Source organism: Micromonospora ureilytica, assembly GCF_015751765.1.
Taxonomy (GTDB): Bacteria; Actinomycetota; Actinomycetes; order Mycobacteriales; family Micromonosporaceae; genus Micromonospora; species Micromonospora ureilytica.
Genome location: NZ_JADOTX010000001.1, coordinates 6,882,548 through 6,899,175 on the forward strand (window position 1 = coordinate 6,882,548; position 16,628 = coordinate 6,899,175).

Annotated in this window: 19 protein-coding genes; 10 read left to right on the forward strand and 9 right to left on the reverse strand. The window is 70.4% G+C overall.

Annotated elements, in window-relative coordinates:
* Positions 1-97: 97 nt before the first annotated feature.
* Positions 98-1,477 carry a tyrosine-type recombinase/integrase gene (locus IW248_RS33815; protein WP_307788335.1) on the reverse strand — a complete coding sequence of 460 codons (1,380 nt, stop codon included), beginning with the start codon at positions 1,475-1,477 and terminating at the stop codon, positions 98-100.
* Between the two features lie 522 nt (positions 1,478-1,999).
* Between IW248_RS33815 and IW248_RS31690 the strand changes: the two genes are divergently transcribed.
* The 9 genes from IW248_RS31690 to IW248_RS31730 all read left to right on the forward strand — a co-directional run bounded on the left by IW248_RS31690 (position 2,000) and on the right by IW248_RS31730 (position 8,242).
* The gene (locus tag IW248_RS31690) at positions 2,000-2,926 is read left to right on the forward strand and encodes a hypothetical protein (RefSeq protein WP_196929826.1); all 927 of its coding nucleotides are present in this window, start codon (positions 2,000-2,002) and stop codon (positions 2,924-2,926) included.
* 8 nt (positions 2,927-2,934) lie between these two features.
* Positions 2,935-3,084 carry a hypothetical protein gene (locus tag IW248_RS31695; RefSeq protein WP_196929827.1) on the forward strand — a complete coding sequence of 50 codons (150 nt, stop codon included), beginning with the start codon at positions 2,935-2,937 and terminating at the stop codon, positions 3,082-3,084.
* Positions 3,081-3,365, forward strand: coding sequence for a hypothetical protein (locus tag IW248_RS31700; protein WP_196929828.1), 285 nt, complete (start codon positions 3,081-3,083; stop codon positions 3,363-3,365). The genes IW248_RS31695 and IW248_RS31700 overlap by 4 nt, the downstream gene beginning before the upstream one ends.
* A complete protein-coding gene (locus IW248_RS31705; protein WP_196929829.1) occupies positions 3,362-3,562 on the forward strand; it encodes a hypothetical protein in 201 nt (66 codons plus the stop codon). Before IW248_RS31700 ends, IW248_RS31705 begins: the two co-directional genes overlap by 4 nt.
* Positions 3,559-4,752 (forward strand): hypothetical protein, encoded by a 1,194-nt coding sequence (locus IW248_RS31710; protein WP_196929830.1) that lies wholly within the window; start codon positions 3,559-3,561, stop codon positions 4,750-4,752. Before IW248_RS31705 ends, IW248_RS31710 begins: the two co-directional genes overlap by 4 nt.
* On the forward strand, positions 4,749-5,093 hold the full coding sequence (locus IW248_RS31715; RefSeq protein ID WP_196929831.1) for a hypothetical protein: 345 nt from the start codon (positions 4,749-4,751) through the stop codon (positions 5,091-5,093). Before IW248_RS31710 ends, IW248_RS31715 begins: the two co-directional genes overlap by 4 nt.
* A complete protein-coding gene (locus IW248_RS31720) occupies positions 5,086-5,274 on the forward strand; it encodes a hypothetical protein (protein WP_196929832.1) in 189 nt (62 codons plus the stop codon). The genes IW248_RS31715 and IW248_RS31720 overlap by 8 nt, the downstream gene beginning before the upstream one ends.
* A 2-nt stretch (positions 5,275-5,276) precedes the next feature.
* Positions 5,277-7,301 (forward strand): FtsK/SpoIIIE domain-containing protein, encoded by a 2,025-nt coding sequence (locus tag IW248_RS31725; RefSeq protein ID WP_196929833.1) that lies wholly within the window; start codon positions 5,277-5,279, stop codon positions 7,299-7,301.
* Positions 7,302-7,762: 461 nt separating this feature from the next.
* Positions 7,763-8,242: a hypothetical protein gene (locus tag IW248_RS31730; RefSeq protein WP_196929834.1), complete on the forward strand. Its 480-nt coding sequence runs from the start codon at positions 7,763-7,765 to the stop codon at positions 8,240-8,242.
* Positions 8,243-8,309: 67 nt separating this feature from the next.
* Here IW248_RS31730 and IW248_RS31735 read toward each other — a convergent pair whose 3' ends face one another.
* From IW248_RS31735 to IW248_RS31750, 4 genes are all read right to left on the reverse strand, one after another.
* On the reverse strand, positions 8,310-10,595 hold the full coding sequence (locus IW248_RS31735; RefSeq protein ID WP_196929835.1) for a hypothetical protein: 2,286 nt from the start codon (positions 10,593-10,595) through the stop codon (positions 8,310-8,312).
* A gap of 365 nt (positions 10,596-10,960) precedes the next feature.
* Complete coding sequence (locus IW248_RS31740) at positions 10,961-11,338, reverse strand: hypothetical protein (RefSeq protein ID WP_196929836.1); 378 nt, start codon at positions 11,336-11,338, stop codon at positions 10,961-10,963.
* Positions 11,335-11,721 carry a helix-turn-helix domain-containing protein gene (locus IW248_RS31745; RefSeq protein WP_196929837.1) on the reverse strand — a complete coding sequence of 129 codons (387 nt, stop codon included), beginning with the start codon at positions 11,719-11,721 and terminating at the stop codon, positions 11,335-11,337. Before IW248_RS31745 ends, IW248_RS31740 begins: the two co-directional genes overlap by 4 nt.
* The gene (locus IW248_RS31750) at positions 11,718-11,972 is read right to left on the reverse strand and encodes a hypothetical protein (RefSeq protein ID WP_196929838.1); all 255 of its coding nucleotides are present in this window, start codon (positions 11,970-11,972) and stop codon (positions 11,718-11,720) included. Before IW248_RS31750 ends, IW248_RS31745 begins: the two co-directional genes overlap by 4 nt.
* A 44-nt stretch (positions 11,973-12,016) precedes the next feature.
* Between IW248_RS31750 and IW248_RS31755 the strand changes: the two genes are divergently transcribed.
* Positions 12,017-12,523, forward strand: a complete 507-nt coding sequence (locus IW248_RS31755; RefSeq protein WP_196929839.1) for a hypothetical protein — start codon at positions 12,017-12,019, stop codon at positions 12,521-12,523.
* Between the two features lie 154 nt (positions 12,524-12,677).
* On the opposite strand, the gene IW248_RS31760 is transcribed toward IW248_RS31755, so the two are convergent.
* Genes IW248_RS31760 through IW248_RS31775 form a run of 4 tightly spaced genes read right to left on the reverse strand, consistent with a single transcriptional unit; the run spans position 12,678 to position 16,628 of the window.
* The gene (locus IW248_RS31760; protein ID WP_196929840.1) at positions 12,678-12,983 is read right to left on the reverse strand and encodes a hypothetical protein; all 306 of its coding nucleotides are present in this window, start codon (positions 12,981-12,983) and stop codon (positions 12,678-12,680) included.
* Positions 12,980-13,336: a hypothetical protein gene (locus IW248_RS31765; RefSeq protein ID WP_196929841.1), complete on the reverse strand. Its 357-nt coding sequence runs from the start codon at positions 13,334-13,336 to the stop codon at positions 12,980-12,982. Before IW248_RS31765 ends, IW248_RS31760 begins: the two co-directional genes overlap by 4 nt.
* Positions 13,333-13,779, reverse strand: coding sequence for a hypothetical protein (locus IW248_RS31770; protein WP_196929842.1), 447 nt, complete (start codon positions 13,777-13,779; stop codon positions 13,333-13,335). Before IW248_RS31770 ends, IW248_RS31765 begins: the two co-directional genes overlap by 4 nt.
* Complete coding sequence (locus tag IW248_RS31775) at positions 13,776-16,628, reverse strand: bifunctional DNA primase/polymerase (RefSeq protein WP_196929843.1); 2,853 nt, start codon at positions 16,626-16,628, stop codon at positions 13,776-13,778. The genes IW248_RS31770 and IW248_RS31775 overlap by 4 nt, the downstream gene beginning before the upstream one ends.

The window sequence follows — 16,628 nt, forward strand, 5'->3', positions numbered from 1 at the left end:
ACGGTAAGAGATGCTGAGAGGTGTTTGCGGAGGCGGCGGCGGGTCCGGGTAGTTAGATCGAGGGAAGCAACTTGATCTCCTAGTGCGCGTGTCGCCTTCACAGATGAGCAGACTGACGTGGGACGGGCCGATGTTCGGCACCTTGAAGCAGGTTGTCGCCAGACCCATCTGGCGAGTTCTTAAGGCGAGGTTGAGCGACGGTCGCCCGGCGACCTCGAACGACGCGTACCAAACCCTCTGCCGCCAGCAGCGCCACGCCGCGGTGAGCGGTACCGACCGAAACGCCAAGCGCCGTAGCCAGCTCGGCAACCGCAGGGAGTTGGTCGCCGGGCCGAAGCTGACCATTGGCGATCTGCTCGCGCAGGCCAGCGGCTATCGCTTGGTACGGGCTGGTCGACACAATGCCTTGAGTTGGCGTGACTGGTCGCGGCGGCATCCGAGCGGCCAGCGTCCCTGCCGCCCGTTGGTCCGACTCCGACAGCCAGGCTGCGTACACCCTGAGGGTCGTTGTCCCACCGCCGCCATGACCAAGCCGGCCGGCGACCGTCCGTACGTCAACGCCAGCGTTTATCAGCTCGGTTGCCGAGTAGTGCCGCAGTGCGTGAATGTGGCTGTCGATGCCGAGCCGGGTTGCGAGCCGGCCGTACCGCTGAGTAATGGTGTCGGGTCGGTAGCCACGGCTGTTGTCCGGTTCGGGGGAGAAGACGTAATCGGCAGTGTCGGCGTCAGCGCCGAGCTGCGCCAGGCGGTCAAGGTACCGACCGCGCAGCTCACGCAGCACTTCGATCGTCTCGGGGTCGAGAGCCACCCGCCGCTGCTGGTGCGTCTTGGTGTCCTTCTCCCGCAGCTCGCCGTGTTCGTCCAGGTAGGCGCTGCGCCGCAGCGTCAGCACACCGGCGTCCAAGTCGAGATGCTGCCAGCGCAGCGCACACAGTTCACCGCGCCTGGCGCCCGTCGTCATGGCAAGCCAGACCAGCGCGCCCCAGTCAGGGTCACGCCACGCTTTATTGATGATGCGCGCGGCTTCGGCCGGGTTTGGCGGTTGCGGGTCGGGGTGCGGCGGCGCAGGGGGCTCGGCCTGTCCGGCGGGGTTGACGGCGATCCAGCGCCACCGGACGGCGCGACTGAGCGCACCACTGAGGATCCAGTGAATCTGGCGCACGGACGAAGCGCTGAGCGGCTTGCAGACGTGCGGCCGGCACTTCGCCGTGCAAGTGTGTTCACCTTCTACGCGGTGTTTCACGTACGCCTTACCGCCGCACCAGTCGCGGCAGCGACGGAGGCTCGCGTAGAACGACTCCAACGTCTCGGCGTCGAGTCGGCCAACCGGCAGGTTGCCCAGCACTGGCCGTACGTGCTTGTTGAGCTTGTTGACGTAGCCCATACGGGTGGTGGCCTCGATGTCGGCCACCTCAAGCCATCGGTCTAGAAGCTGGTCGAGCGTGGCGCGTGTACATGGGTTGCGCCGCTCGTCCACCTGGGCCAGCAAACGGGTACGCGCCTTCTCGGCGTACTTGACGGCGGCGCGGCCGGCGGGGAATGACCTCGGTCAGGTGGCGCCGCTTCCCGCCGATCAGGTCGACGCCGGCATAGACCTTCACCCGCAGTGACCCGCTGGGCAGGGTTTCGTTCTCGCCGCACAGGCGCTGCTGCGTCCGTTCGAGGCTGCCACGGCCCGCCGGAGCGCGCTCGCACCACGAGCAGCCCCATAGGAGCTGGTCAGAGGGAGGGATTGCCTGTGCGCCCGGCAGGATTCGAACCTGCGGCCTTGGGATTAGAAGTCTTCTAGGTGGGTGTCTACCGGGATCTACCGACGTCTAAAGGTGCAGGTCAAGGCGCATACATGAACCTCTGTAGACGATCGCAGATGTTGGTGTACTGCAACTGGATCTGCAACGGCCCGTAAGGGCTACAGAACGTAAGCGGGCCGGGCAGGAGTTGGCGCTCCTGATCCCGACCCTTGATCGAACCGACCTGACTCAACCAGGAGGTACGACCCGTGAGCATCATCGCATCCGCATCGGTCCCGTCGGAGCACCGGCTCGACGGCGCCAACACCACCGATCTGGCCCTCATCCGCGCCGACCTCGGCCTGCGGATTCAGGAGCTGGACAGCACGTACGTTCAGCCGCTCTCCGACGCGGAGGTGGCCCGCCGGCTCGGTGTCGGTGAGCACGAGGTGCACGCAGCCCGCTTCCCGGTGAACCAGGCGTACACCGGCCGTGCCGCGGTCCCGACCCAGCCGACCGCCGAGATGCTGGCGTTGGGCCAGCGGGCGTGGGAACTGGCCCAGACCTCCCCGAAGCCGCTGAGCGACAGGCAGCTGGCGGTCAACCTGGGGACCAGCGAAGCGCGCATCAACGCCGCGGTGCTGGCGTACCTGAACACTCAGCCGCCGGCCGCCGCGGCGCTCACGCTCGGACGCAGCGTGGACGCCATGCTGAACGCCGACCCTCACGCCACGTACGACGAGGTGGCCGCCGACCTGGGCATCACCGTCGACCAGGCCCTCGACGCCCGTAACAACATCGTCTGCCTCGACGAGGGCGTGGTGCGGCTGATCCGCATCCCCGAGCCGGTCGAGGGCCGGACGGACTTCCTGGGGCGGCCGTCGGTGGACTGCGGCGTCGCCTGGTGCGCCGGGAACTGCACGTTCGACGACGGGTTCGCCGCCGACGAGCACTCCCACAACCGGACGCTGGTCGACGACCGGGTGGCCGACGGTTCGGCCATCGGGGAACGCCGCCGGCTGTTCGTGCAGCTCCAGTCGTTCCACTCGCCGAGCGCGGGTGACTGCGAGGAGCCCTCGATCTACCTGTCCACGGGCGACGACGACGGGTACGCCGCGAAGCTGACCCTCGACGAGGCCGAAGTGATGGCCCTGGCCCTGCTCGCCGGCATCCGCGCCGCTCGGGCTGCCCGCTGATGCGCGGGATGGTTGACCGCCTGGTCGCGCGCACCGTTCTGGTGTGCGCGGCCCTGGCCGTCATCGCGTTCGCCCACAACCACACCACCCAGCCGTGCACCGGCAACGAGGCCGGCGCCGGCGGCATGTGCGTGTCGACGAGCTGGGGTGCCCGATGAACCCCCCGGCCGATCACCCGACGTGGTGCGACCGGGACCGCTGCGACCGCTTCCGGACGCACGTCTCCCCGGTGGTGCACGTCGACACGAACCGCACCGAAGAGACCGTGATGGACGTCGCGCTGATCAAGCCGTGGACGCCCGTCACCGACCCGCAGGTGAGCCTGACCGTCACGGCCGGGCCCACCGTCGACCAGGTGGTCATGTCGCTGGGGCAGGCGCGCGCACTGGCGTACCGGCTCCGCGAACTGCTCGCCGCTGCCGGGGAGGGGCCCCGATGAACGAGTACGAGCTGCTGCTGCTGATTGTGGGTGGCGGCGTGGCCGTCCCCACCACCGTGTTCCTGATCGCCCGCGCGCTGGTCCACCGCAACGACGAGCGGTACGGGCAAGCGTCCGCCGCCCAGGGCCGTCTGCAGGTCGCCAACGCCGAGGCCCGCCGCCGGGCCGCCCAGCGCACCAAGGAGATGGCCCGATGAGCGTCGAGATGGTCGACCAGTTCCTCGCCACCGTGGAGCGTCACCGCGGCGTCCTGCTCGCCGCTGGCGGTGTCCTGCTCGTGCTGCTGGTGCTTGCCGGCTGGTGGGCTCGACGGCGCGGCAACCGTGGCGCCGCGTACCGGTGGGCTGCCGGCGCGGTGGCGGTGGCGCTGTCCGCTGAGGGCATGTGGGAGGTGGCCACGGAATCCCTCGGGTTCGCCTGGTGGAAGGCGCTGCTGCTGTTCGCGTTCGCTGAGCTGGCGATGCTCAACGAGGCGCACCAGGCGAAGGCCCGGGTGAAGCTGGACCGTGAGCCCGGCGTGCATGGCGTCGCGGTGTGGGTGATCGCCGTCGGGGCGGGTCTGATCGCCGCCAGCAACGCGGCGAACACCGCCGAGTACCTGCTCCGGCTCGGTGCTCCCACGCTGCTGGCGTGGCAGTGGTGGTCGGACCTGATCGCCGACCGTCCAGACCGGGAGCGTCAGCCGTCGCGGTGGATCTGGACGCCGCAGCGCCTCGGGGTTCGCCTCGGGCTGCTCCAACCGGGCTCGCTCGACGACCTGGGCGTGACGTTCCGGCAGCGCAACGTCGACCGCATGGTCCGCCTCGCCGACCGGATCGACACCGGTAGCAAGCACCTCACCGGCCGGCGGGCGTTGAAGCTGCGTCGCCTTGCCCAGGGCTCGACGCCGGAGATGCTGGCCGAAGTCAGCGAGCGCTACCGGCGGGGCCTCGACGTGGCGGCAGTCATCTTCGGTGACCAGCCTGCCGACGACGTCACGCCGGAGTCGGAGTCGACGCCGGTTGACCCCTGGGACTACGCCGAGTCGAGCGCCACCGTGACGCCAGCGCCGGCCGAGCCTGCCGCCAAGCCGCGCGTCAGCCGACCCCGGGCGCGCTCGCTCACCAGCGCTCAGAAGGTCGCCCGTGCAGCAGCGAAGCTGCCTGACGCCAGCGCCGCGCAGATCGCCGCTAAGGCTGGCGTCAGCGAGTCCACCGCCCGCCGGTACATGCCGCCGCTCCCGCCAGCGGCCGACCTGGCGGAAAGCCTCGCCGTGCCCGAGGGCACCGTGGCGGACCACTACGCCCGCATGGGTTACGACGCGGACGGCCACGACCTGGCGTCAGCAACCGGTGACCAGCCTGCGGGAACGCCCATCAACGGCACACCAGTGGAGGTGACCGCATGAAGCGCGGACCGCGCCTGTTCCTGGCCATGGCGATCGTGTGCGCCGGCCTCGCCGTAACCGGGGACGGCTGGTCCCGGGTGGCGTGCATCTGCGCCGCCGTGACCTGCCTGATCGCCTACTTCAAGCCCAGCGCCACCAACCGGCAGGCCAGCACCGACCCGGCCGCCATGCCGGTGGGGACCGTGATCGAGCTGGACGGGATGACCGCCCGGAAGGCTCGCCGGTCCGACCGCGACCCGCAGCCGTGGACGTCCGGCGGGGTGGCCTACTCCGACGAGTGGGCGGCCGGCGTGATCGCCGGTGGCGCCCAGGCCCGCAAGCCCGGCGGCCGGCGTGGCTGAGTCCGACTGCACGACGTGCCCCGAGCTGCACACGCGGCTCGGGGCCGCGGCCGGCGGCATCCGCGCCCTGGCCGTGCTCATCGAGTCCGAGATGGTCGAGCCCACGATGCCGTGGCGCGACCTGCTCCCCATCCTCGCTATCCGCGCTCACAACCTCGCCGACCAGGCGCAGGGGAGGTAACCATGTCCGTCATCCCGTTCGACGAGTACGACGATGAGCGGCACATCATCGAGGCCGACAAGGTCGGCGGTCAGGTCGACCCGGCCGACCGCAAGGCCACGTTCGCCGACGTCGTGTCGCGCACCGACGCCCGCCGGCCCATCGTGCCGGCGGTGCTGCGCAACCCGGACGCCCGGCGGGCGCTGAGCCGCTGGGCGGTCAGCTACGGCGGGCACACCGCCCTCTACCACCTGACCCGCTCCCCTAAGTACGCCGCCAAGGTGGCCGTGTACGCCCCGCGTGGGGCCTGGCGGGGCGGGGCGGGGGTGTTCTGGTGGGCCGTGGGCGGCCGGGACAACTGGCAGCTCATGAACTCGGCGGCCAACAAGGACGACCCGCACACCTGGCAGGCCCTGGAGCGCACCCGGGCGAAGCGGTCGAGCGCGCGAGCGTGGAAGCTCGGAGCCACCATCGGCGTCCTGGTGGTGCTGCTGGCCGTCGCGCAGCTGGCCGTCGGCATCCCCGCGATCGGCTGGTTCGCCGTCGCCGTCGGGGTGGTCCTGGTGGCCGCACGCAACGGGCGGCCGGCGGACAAGCCGATCGTCGACCGGGTCGTCACCAAGGCGGCGTTCACCAAGCTCACGGGCGAGATGGTGCGTCACTCCGTGGTGGCGCTCGGCATCGGCGTCAAGGAGCCGGGACAGATCACGTTCCCGCCGCCGGGCATCCACAAGGACGGACCTGGCTGGTTGGCCCGGTTCAACCTCCCCGGCGCCATCGTGGCCACGCAGCTACTGGAGAAGCGCGACAACCTCGCCGCCGCGCTGCGCCTGCCCGTCGACCAGGTGTGGCCGGAGGTCGGCCCCGACCATCCCGGACAGGTCGACCTGTGGGTCGGCTACCAGCCGTCGTCCAAGATGGGCCAGCCGGCGTGGGCTCTGACGGCGGACAACGCCCGGACCAGCGTGTTCGAGCCGAACCCGTTCGCCACCGACTCCCGCCAGCGGGCCCTGACGACCGTGCTGTTCCAGCGGAACTTCCTGGTCGGCGGACAGCCCGGCTCGGGCAAGTCGTACGCCGCCCGGACCCTGCTCACCATCGCCATGCTCGACCCGACCGTCGAGTTGAAGGTCGCCGAGTTCAAGGGCGTCGGGGACTTCCTGGACGTCGAGCCGCTGTGCTCCACGTACGCCGTGGGCGTCGATGACGACGCGTTCCAGACCGGCGCCGACGTCATCACCTGGGCCCTCGCGGAGTGCGAGCGTCGCGGTAAGCGGATCCTCGCGGCCAAGAAGCGGGGCGACGCCCCCGAGGGCAAGGTCACGCCTGAGCTGGCTGCCAAGCCCGGATCCGGGCTGCACCCGGTGTTCATCCTGCTCGACGAGGTGCACGAGCTGTTCGCCGCGGTGCCGGGCGCTGCGGCGGCGTGTGAGCGGGCCATCAAGCGGGGCCGGGCGCTGGGCATCATCTTCTGCCTGGCCACGCAGATCCCCGACAAGGACAGCCTGCCGCCGAACATCACCCGTTGCATCACCACCAGGTGGTGCCTGTCGGTGCTCGGCCAGGTGGAGAACGACATGATTCTCGGGACGGGGGCGTACAAGCGCGGCATGACCGCCACCGTGTACCGGCCCGGCGTAGATGCCGGCTGGGGCGTGATGGTCGGCGTCGACAAGCCGGGCAGTGCCCGATCGTTCTACCCGACGCCGGAAGCCACCGCGGCGATCGTTGCCCGAGCCGCGCAGCTGCGCGGCAAGGCCGTCATCGGCGAGGACGTCCAGCGAGCCGAGATGCGCGACATGCTCGCCGACGCCCGGTCGGTGCTGCGGTCCGGAGAGTCCGGCGCACCCTGGGCGGTGCTCGCCGAGCGCCTCGCGGAGCTGGCACCGGAGTTCTACGCGGGCATCACGCCCGACGTGGTCCGGGAGACGCTCGCCCCGTACGGCGTCGAGTCGCAAGACGTGAAGGTCGGTCGGAGCAACCTCAAGGGCGCCCGCCGGACGGCCCTCGACAACGCCCAGCAGCGCCGCGAGATCGAGGCCAAGTAGTGGTCGCGGGGCTGGTCGCGCCACGCAGCTTGGTCGCGGATCCGCGACCAGGGGTGCGACCAGCCCTCACCTGCGTAAACCCTTGTTGGTCGCGTGGTCGCGGCCCTTGTCCAGCACCCCCGAAACCTGCCCCTGGGAGGGCATCGTGAGAGGCACCCTCGTTGCGACCAGCATCGCCCTGGTCGTCCTGTTGGGCTACGCCCTGTCGTGCGCCGTGCGGCCCTATCGGGACTGCTGGCTGTGCGACGGGAAGGCTCACCACCGGTCCAAGCGCAACCCGAAGTTGTCCCGTCCGTGCCGGTGGTGCCGGTCGACGGGGAAGCGGCTACGGCTCGGCCGGCGGATGTGGAACCGCGCCCGACGTGTCCACCGTGAAGCCTGACTTGAGCACCCGATGAGCCCCGCCGACACGGCTGGACGGTGGGGCTCACTCGTTGCGGCTGGTCGGTAGCGTGCCGTGCATGATCCGTACCCGCCTCACTGCCGCCGCCCTGACACTGGCCGTCGCCGTTGCTACCGCCGGGTGCGGTGGCGACGCGGAACCGGGCGCCACCGCGACGAGCAGCGCACCGAGCGCGTCAACGAGCACCAGGCCCGCCGCTGTCGAGGTCGAGTGCGTCAACATCGATCGGGCTCACAACGCGTGGGATGGGCCTCGCCGCGCCCAGTCGGCGGCGGAGGTCGCCGGATGGAACGAACTCGACATCAAGATGGCCATGGAGACCGGCGAGGACTACCTCAAGGCTGTCTCTGGGTATGAGAGTCAGCCCTCGAAGACGCTTGCGGTTGCGATCGCTGAGTACAACTTCGAGCTGTCCTTGGTCAACGCCGAGGCGGTGATCGGCGACAGGATCGGCGAAGAGCAAGCGGGCAAGGCTGCCGCTGCGGCCGGCTCGGTCGGGGACGCCTACCGGGCGTGGCGTTCGGCTACCTGCGCCTGACACTGCACAGCACAGCGAACGGCCCGCCAGGGGCGATCCTGGCGGGCCGTTCGGCGTCGAGGGTCGGCTACCCCGCCTTGCGCCACGTCTTGCCGCCGCCGCGCTCATACGCCCGGATCGCCTGGACGGTCACCCGGCCAACATCCGCCAGGTTCGCGCCGGGGGCAACCGACACGTTGACGTTGAACGTCGGGCTGTAGACCTGCGTCCCGCCGCCGCCGGCAGCCGGGACGGCCCGCCCGGAGCCGACCTGCGGGCGGGACTGCACTGTCGCCCCGTACCAGCCGGCTGCCGTAGCGAGGATGTCCAGCGAGCGTCGTGGGTCGCCATACTTCGGCACGAACGCCTCACCGCCGGTGGCCTGCTCCGCGTACGCGTACCGCGCTCCAGCGACGGGCGACGCGACGTGCGCCTCCCGCAGGACACCCCACTGGGCGTGGTCGACGGCGGTGCCCCATCGGGCGTGTTCGGTGACGCCACCCCACCGGCGGCCGGTCGCCTCGGTGGCCTGTTCCCGGCGGACCTCAATGTCCACGATCGCCAGTAGCCGCGCCGAGGTGAAGATCGTCTTGTCGATCCCCGACAGGGTCTTTTTCCACGCCTTCACGCCCTTGTTGTCTGGGGTGAACTCGGCCTTCGTGTTGCGCTCCGGAGGGATCCCGAACAGTTGATCGGCGAGACGCTTGGCCTCGCCTCTCTCCACACCCATCGCGGCGGCGGCCTGCAAGAACTTCGCCCGACCCCGCTCGGTGGCGACCGTGGCGGCATCCTGCGATCGGGTCTGCTCAAACACCTTCTCGGCGGCCGTGGCCGCTGCGCCCGCGATACCCAGCAGCGCCTCGCGGTTCGCCCTGCCGCGCTCGGTGTTCGTGCTGATCCCGTCGTTGTTGGCCTTCCCCGCGGCGGTGGCCTTGTCGATGGCCTCCTCCAACCGCAGGTTGGCCTGCTCCGCTGACAGGTTCGCGCTGGTCCCCTTGTTCTGCAGCTCGAACGCTTCGGCCAGCTTGGCGTTGAACTCTTCGATCGACTGGGTGGTGTTGCGGTAGCTCTCACCGTTGGCCCCGAGCGCGCCGTTGACCTCTTCGGTCTTCGCCCGGAATGTGCCACTGGCGTCGGCGGCCGCGACCTGCGCATCGGTCATCCCGGCAGCCTTCAGGGTGGCGAAGTCAGCCGCGGTCGCCGTGCCCTCGGTGGCCGCCCGGTACGCCTCAGCCTCCGCCGTGCCGGCCTTGAAACCGTCGGCGGTGATGTCGAGCTGTATGCCCTGGCGCGCCAGGGCCTCCGAGATGTAAGAACTGTCCTCGATCCAGTACCGGCCACGGTCGATCGCCGTGTCGACCTGGTCAGTCCAGCCCTTGACGGTCGCCCCGGCGTGCACGATCGCGGCCGACACACGGATAAAGCTGGTGACTGCCGTGGTGAGGTCTTCGATCGCTGACGCGCCCTCGTCGGCGTCCTGCGACAGTGTGGTGAACGCGTCGCCAGCGGCGTCACCCACACCATCGAGCAGGGTCCCGAACGCGGCGACGGGCGCGTCTGCGTTATCCACCGCGTCCGCGATGCCGCCGACAAGCTTCTGACCACCAGACACCAGCCCGGCGACCAGCGGCTCCACCAGCCGCGACGAGTTGAAGATCCGCGACAGGTCCGGGCCGAGAGCACCCCATCCGGCTCGGATGTCGTCGATGCTGTCCAGCACCACCGGTGTGAACCCGGCGGCGCGCTTCTCCAGGTCACCCAGGATGAACCCGCCCAAGTCCTTGCCGGCGGCCTGAACCCGAGCGTCCCGGGCGGCGAGGATGACACCACCGACGATGCCGGCGCCAGCAGCACCGCCCACCACCGCGCCGGACAGTGCCGCCGACAGGGTCGGGGCCATCGCCAACCCCAGCGCAGCGCCAGCGGCACCCGCACCAGACGCGATCGGCGCGGACGCCATCAACGGACCGATGCGACCACCGAAGCGGGCGGCGAAGCCGCTGGCGGCGTCCTCGGCCTCCACCTCCATCAGCTTGCGCAGGTTCAGGTTGCGACGCAGGCCCGCCTGGTCGACCTTCAGCTTCTTCGACAGATCCGCCCGCGACGCCTCATCTGAGGTCGCCGCGATCTGCCGCGCCAACTCCCGGATCCCGTCCCGCGTCTCGTCGATCTGCGCGTCCAGCCGGCGGGCATCACGAGCCATCTCAGACAACTCGTCGCCGAGCTGCTCCGCCTCCTGGCTGGCCTTCTCGCTGGCGCCGCCCAGGTCCTCGACGGAGTCCTTGACGTCGTCGGTGGCCCGCTTCGCCTGCCGGCCACCACGGATGTATCGGGCAGCTTCCAGCAGCAGTTCAACCTTGACGGTGCGTGCCATGTCAGGCTCCTAACTACGCGCCGTCACCGGCGGTGAGGGACGTAACGCTTCGTAGCTCTCGGCAAAACGTGGGAACCGTACAGAAGGCGAGCGACCTGCCCCAGTGGTCCAGGTTTGCTCATGATCAGATTTTTCCGGGCTTCACAGTGACGCAGCGTTACATGGCTCTCGTCACTCCTTGTGGTCAATTCCCCTGACTGGATAGGGATTGCGCGCGTATGTGTGGCCGTTGGGGTGGCGCGCAGGGGCGGTCGATGCGTGGAAAGGAGGCACGCTCTCGCCCCTTCGGCCCCGGCTCGCTGCCGACGGACGATGCAGACCGCCGACCTCGGGTGACGTTGACGCTGCTGCACCCCGGCCTGCCTCTATCGACGCCGCGGCGGGAACAGGTGCGCGAGGTCGCCCAGATCGTCGGGGCCAGCGTTGTCCGGCGGGAAGAGCGCGGCGAACTCGGCCAGGTCGTCAGGCCCGTTGCGCACGGCCGGCGGGAACAGGCCGGCGAACTCGTCGTCATCGACGGCCTGTTCCCGCTGCTCCTGCTCGGCCGAGATGGCGAGCAGCCTCGCCACGGTCGGGTCGGCCAGGACGGGGAACAGCCCGGCGATCGTCCGCCCAGCCTCGTCGGGGTCGTTGTCGTAGATGGCGCGCCACGTCTCGCGGGACTCGGCGGTGACTCGGCCGGTCCGGTACGCCCAGTCGGCGGGGTGCTCGCCGTGGCTCCACGGTCCTTGGTGGGTGCTCATGCTGTCTCGCCTCTCGTGAGTGCGTACGCGGCCAGGCTGTCGGGGTCGATGTGCCATTCAGTTCCGCTGCGCTGGGCTTCCAGAGCCCCTGTGCGGCAGAGCCGGCGGATGTAGCTGTCGCTGACCCGCAGCGCCTGAGCTGCGGCGCCTGACGTCACCGTTGACGGTGCCGGAGCAGGCGGCACCGAGACAGCCGCGGTTCCCATGGCGGAACTCCGGGCCGCGTAGGCGGCCTGCTCGACGGCCATGAGCAGCGCACCCTCGCCGGTGGTGAGGTTCCGGCGGTGGCGGAACGTCAGCGCACCAGCCCGCACCAGCTGCGCGAGCCGGCAGGCGTCGTCGGGGGCGATGAGCAGCCACCCGTCGGCGAGGGGTTGGGTCATGGTTCGACCACCATCGACAGCCACTCGTCAACCGTGATCAGGGTGTCTTGGGGTCGCCCAACCATGCTGGCGAGGACGGCGGCCACGTCGAGCAGCTGGTCGACGGGGAGCGCGGCCAGCTCACCCACGGCCGCCTGATGCCCCAGGGCGCTGTTGCGGGCGGCGAGGGTCGCGAGGACGGCAGCGCGGGCGGCGTGCAGGGCCTCTGCGCTAACCGGGCCGGGGGTCGCCAGCGGGCGCCAGGTGCTCATCTGGTCACCCCTGCCCGTGGCGTGACACGGCTACGGTCGGCGCCATGGCTGGAACCTTGTGGGTAGCGGTCCTCGGCGTGGTCCTGTCGTGCCTGTCGCTGGGATGGCAAGCCGCGAACTACGTCCTGACGGGCGGCCGGGTGAGGGTGACCCTGCTGGTCGGCGCGATGGGCAACGGCGGCATGGTGACCGGCAACCCGAACAAGCTGCGGGCTGGCTGGTTCGATCGTGTTGCCGAGCAGGGTTTCCGTGCGCCGGTAGTAGCGGTCAAGGTGGCCAATGTGGGTCGCCAGCCGGTGACGGTGGCCCGTTGGAGCGTGGTGTGTCCGCTGGCCGGCACATTCACCCCGGTCAACAGCTCGATTGGCCCGGTCCTGCCGCACCGCCTGGAGGTGGGCGAGTCGGAGACGTGGGCGATGGACATGCACGAGGTGCGCGCGTTGATGGAGACCACACGGAAGGTGGTCGCTAGGGGCAGGCGCGTGGTGGCGTTCGGTCAGGTCGAGTTGGGCGACGGCCGCACTAAGCGCACGCGTGAGGAGATCCGCTGAGGGGTGCCGGGTCACCGCCGGCCGCCCTTCCCGCGCCTGCGCCCTCGTGCGCCTCGCGGTTTGGCCCTGCCCGTACCCCTCGGCGCTCCGTTCTGAGCCGGCAGCGTGGCGCTGAGCGGGTTGCTGCTGGTGGTGGGTGGTTCCACTGGCGGGTTCACTGCGGCAGCCCCCGGTACGGGTCAGTGCGGATCTGGTAACGCTGGCCGGTGCGCGCGGCCAGCTCGGCGACGGCCGAGGTCACATCGTCGGCGAACTGCTCGGGGGTCTGGCTGTCGCGACGCATGAACACCATGGCCGAGGTGTGACCGGACCGACGCAGCCGGGCGAGCATCGGGCAGGTGTCGTCATGGTGGACGGACACGTTGCCGGTGCGCCGCTCAACGGTGACGTCGCTGGAGCAGTCCGGGCAGCGGTGCGCCTTGCGTGCGTCGCGGACCTCGGCGGCGGTGAGCTTCCTCATCGGGTCGCCCCCGCCGGCCGGAATGCAGTCGGCAGCCAGCGCGGCTCGGCATACCCGTCGGGACCTGGGAGGCTCGCGGCCACCGGGTGACGGAGCATCTGCCCGTCAGCGACGTACGACAGCGGTGAGCAGATGGCTACGGCAACCCGAGGGTCACGACGGAGCTGGTCGACGATCTCGGCGTACTGCTGGCTCATCCCTGCCCACATCAGGCCGTTGGGCACCACCTCCAGGGCGTACGTGCCTTCGGTGGGGATGCCGTCGGCACTGACCAGGCGACCGATCTCGGCGAAGGTCGTCCAGTCCCACTGGGCGATGTGCGCGACCAACTGGTCGATCAGCTCGGCACTCACGGGGCCACCCCCAGCTCACCGGCGCACCGCCCGCAGACACCGAAGCTGAGCAGCATCGGCCCGATCGGCAGTACGCCCATGACCAGGCCGCGCCGGGTGTAGACCGAGCAGCGGTCACAGGTCCGGTCGTCGACCGGGCCCAGCGGCGGCCGGAACGCCAGGCAGCCCCGGCAGGTGATGACCGCTGCGTTGCCAACGAACTCCGCGTGCATCGGGCCGATGGGTAGCCCGGGACCGACGTGCGGGCACACCCGGGCACCGCCTCGGGTGGTGAGCAGGGTCAACATCCGCTCGCCGAGGCCGGCAAGCCACGGGTGCGCGGCGGTGGTGGTCATCGAGGCTTGGGAGCCGAGCGAGGCGGCCACCTTCACCATCAGGTGCTGCTGGTCGGCGGCGGCGACCCGGGCGGCCACCCGCTCGCCGTTGGTCATGGTGGCGCTCATGCTGCGTTCCTTTCGCTGAGGCAGGTCTGACAGGTCGGCCCGTGGCCGCCGCGACCGCGTACGTGGGTTCGGGTGCCGCACCGGTCGCAGTCAGCCCACACCGCCGGATTGGCGTAGGTCTGCTGGCACCGCAGGCAGTAGTTCGGGTCCGCTCTCTCCACACCCGCCGGCAGGCCCGCGAGAGGGAGGTGCGGGGGATGCGGGGGATGCGGGGGATGTTTCGGCCGGTCCCCGTAATCAAAATCAAGATCATCCGATTTCACATGCGCGAGATGGGCTGGATTACTCCCCGCATCCCCCGCATCCCCCGCAGAAGGTGTCGCCGTATGTCCCGGTGCCGCCTGGATTCGCCACTTCTTGGTGCCGTCACGGTCCTTGCCTGCCGCCCGGACCGTGAGCGAGCCCGCCCAACGCCCGTCGCGGTTCTGCAACCACTTGCCGAGCGAACGCGTGATGCCCACCGGGCCGTTGCCCGACCGTGCCGCCTTGTCAGCCAGCTCGCCGGGCAGCGCGTCGAGCTGGATCGGGCGTTGGTCGGTGGCGAAGGTGCCCGCGTTGACCTCGGTCAGCAGCTCCTTGGCCGTCCACATGCGGTCGCCCTTGACCCGGTAGGCGGCAGCCAGGAAGTCGGCCCACTCGTCGTCGTCGCCGCCCACCTCGACCTGTGTGGAAGCGTGGTCGAAGATCCCGCCGACCTCGGCGAAGGTCAGGATGCCCTCGACAGCTCGCGTCCACCTGGCGTAGCCATCGCTGGCCCGCTCCGGCGGCAGCGGCATGCCTGCGACCACCCACGCCTGAACGACGGTCAGCAGGGCGTGCAGCAGCTGCGGCCGGTGCATCCGCGCCCAGACCTCCGGGTCGCCGATGGCGAAGCCGGTCCGCAGCTCCGGACGGGGCACGCCCGGGTCGATGTCCGCGCTGATGGTCCGGCGCGGGATGTCCCCACCCAGGTTGAGGTTGTTGCCCGTGATGACCCACAGCCGATCGTTGGGCACGCCAACCCAAGCCGTCGCGCCGAGCGGCCGGTCGCCCCACTGGTCGGAGGTGAGCAGGCCCGCCATGGTCGACGACCGGAGCACCCCGGAGACGTTGTCGAACACCACCACCGGCCCCGTGGTGTGGGACAGCACCGACGTGACCTGCTTGCGGAGTTCGGCCTCGTCCTCGGGCATCTCGGAGCGGAACACCCCGCCGTGGATGATCTGGGCGACCTTCGCCAGCTTCGTCTTGCCCGACCCGCGCTGGTGGGCGCCGATGGCCAGCAGCTTGTACGGCGGCGGCGTCAGGGTCCGCAGCAGCGGTGTGACCAGGCCGCCGATGTAGTTGGCCCGGTGGTGCGGGCTGACGAACGGGAAGCCGGCCAGCAGCTCGTCGAGCAGCGCCACGGCTGCCTTCACCTCGCGCGGGCTGGGCCGCTCGGACACGGCCGGCAGCGCGAGGCCCGGCTCGGGCAGGTAGAGCAGCTTCGTGGCCAGGTCGTACCCGGGGACGTCGAGCAGGCTCCCGTCCGGGCGGAAAACCGGCGTGTGGATCACGCCGCGCAGGCGCCGGAGGTTGGGCAGCATGTCGACGGCGTTGGTCGCAGTACGGGCCGCCGCGGTGGGGAACAGGGCCGGCGTCGGCACGTACGTGACGTCGGGTGCCTTGCCCTGCTTGACCAGCTTGAAGCAGTTGAAGGTGTACTGCACCCGGGCCGAGATGTAGTCGTACGACGCCACTCGGACCTGAGCCGGCCCGTCGTTGTTGTCGGGGTTGTCGTCGAGCGGGACATACCCGTTCTCGCCCTCCCGGGGGGTGTGGACGATGTCCGGGCCCCGGGTGAACATGCCGGCCAGCAGCCCGGTGCCGACGTTGTAGCGCAGCCAGTCCGCCATGATCGCCGGGTTGCCCACGTCGAGCGCCGGCCGCTCGGCCGCCTGGTCGCCCTCGACGGCCAGGACCCGAGACGGGGGCGGCGCGCTGCTGGGCTTGCTCCAGCACCGGGCGACCTCGACGGCCACCCGGCCGACGTACTTGTCGTGCTGGTCGCACCAGGGCGTGAGCACGGTGACGGCCTGGCCCTGGGTGAACCCGGCCTCCATCAGCTCACGGGCGAGTCGGTAGAACTGCTCCGACCGATCACCCGGGTCGGCGTCCAGCAGCTCGGCGACGCGCGGCGTCAGCGGCCGGTTGAGCGGTTCGCCGTCGACCACCTCGGTGTGCTGGCGTGCCGGCGGCGTCAGGGTCTCGGCGAGCCAGTCGGGCAGGTCGGCGAACGGGGCCGCCCAGTCCTCCGGCAGATACACCTGGCCCGAGGCGTGGAGACTGCCCGGCCCGACGACGTACCCGCCCTTGCCGCGCACGTCTACGCCCTTGGGCAGGTTGCCCGTCGAGTTCGTGAACGGGTGCTCTCGGGGAACGCGGAAGTAGAAGTGCCTGCCGCCGCCCGGTCGCCCGCTCCGGACGATGAAGGTGTGCGGGATGGTGTGGCCGTGCTGCGCGGCGTAGTCCGTGAACAGCCCGAGCACGTCCTCGTCGATGACGAGCAGCTGCGAGGCGCGGCAGTCGATGCCGTAGTTCCTGGTCGTGCCGGCGAACATGGCGACGATGTCGGCGAGCTTGTTGGTGGCCTCGATCGACCACCGCCCGGTCGGGTGCTTGCCGCGCTCGGCGCACGTCGTCGGGTCGTGGCCCTTGGTCGGCACGCCGGCGCACTGTGGCAGTGCGGGGTGGTCGAGCGGGAAGACGTAGGCACCCCGTGTGGCCATGTACTGAGCGGCGTCCAGCACGGTAACCTCGGGATTGGTCTCGCCGACCTGCTCACCGGCCGTCCCGTTCGCCTCGGGGCGGCCGTTCTGCGTCTGGGTCAT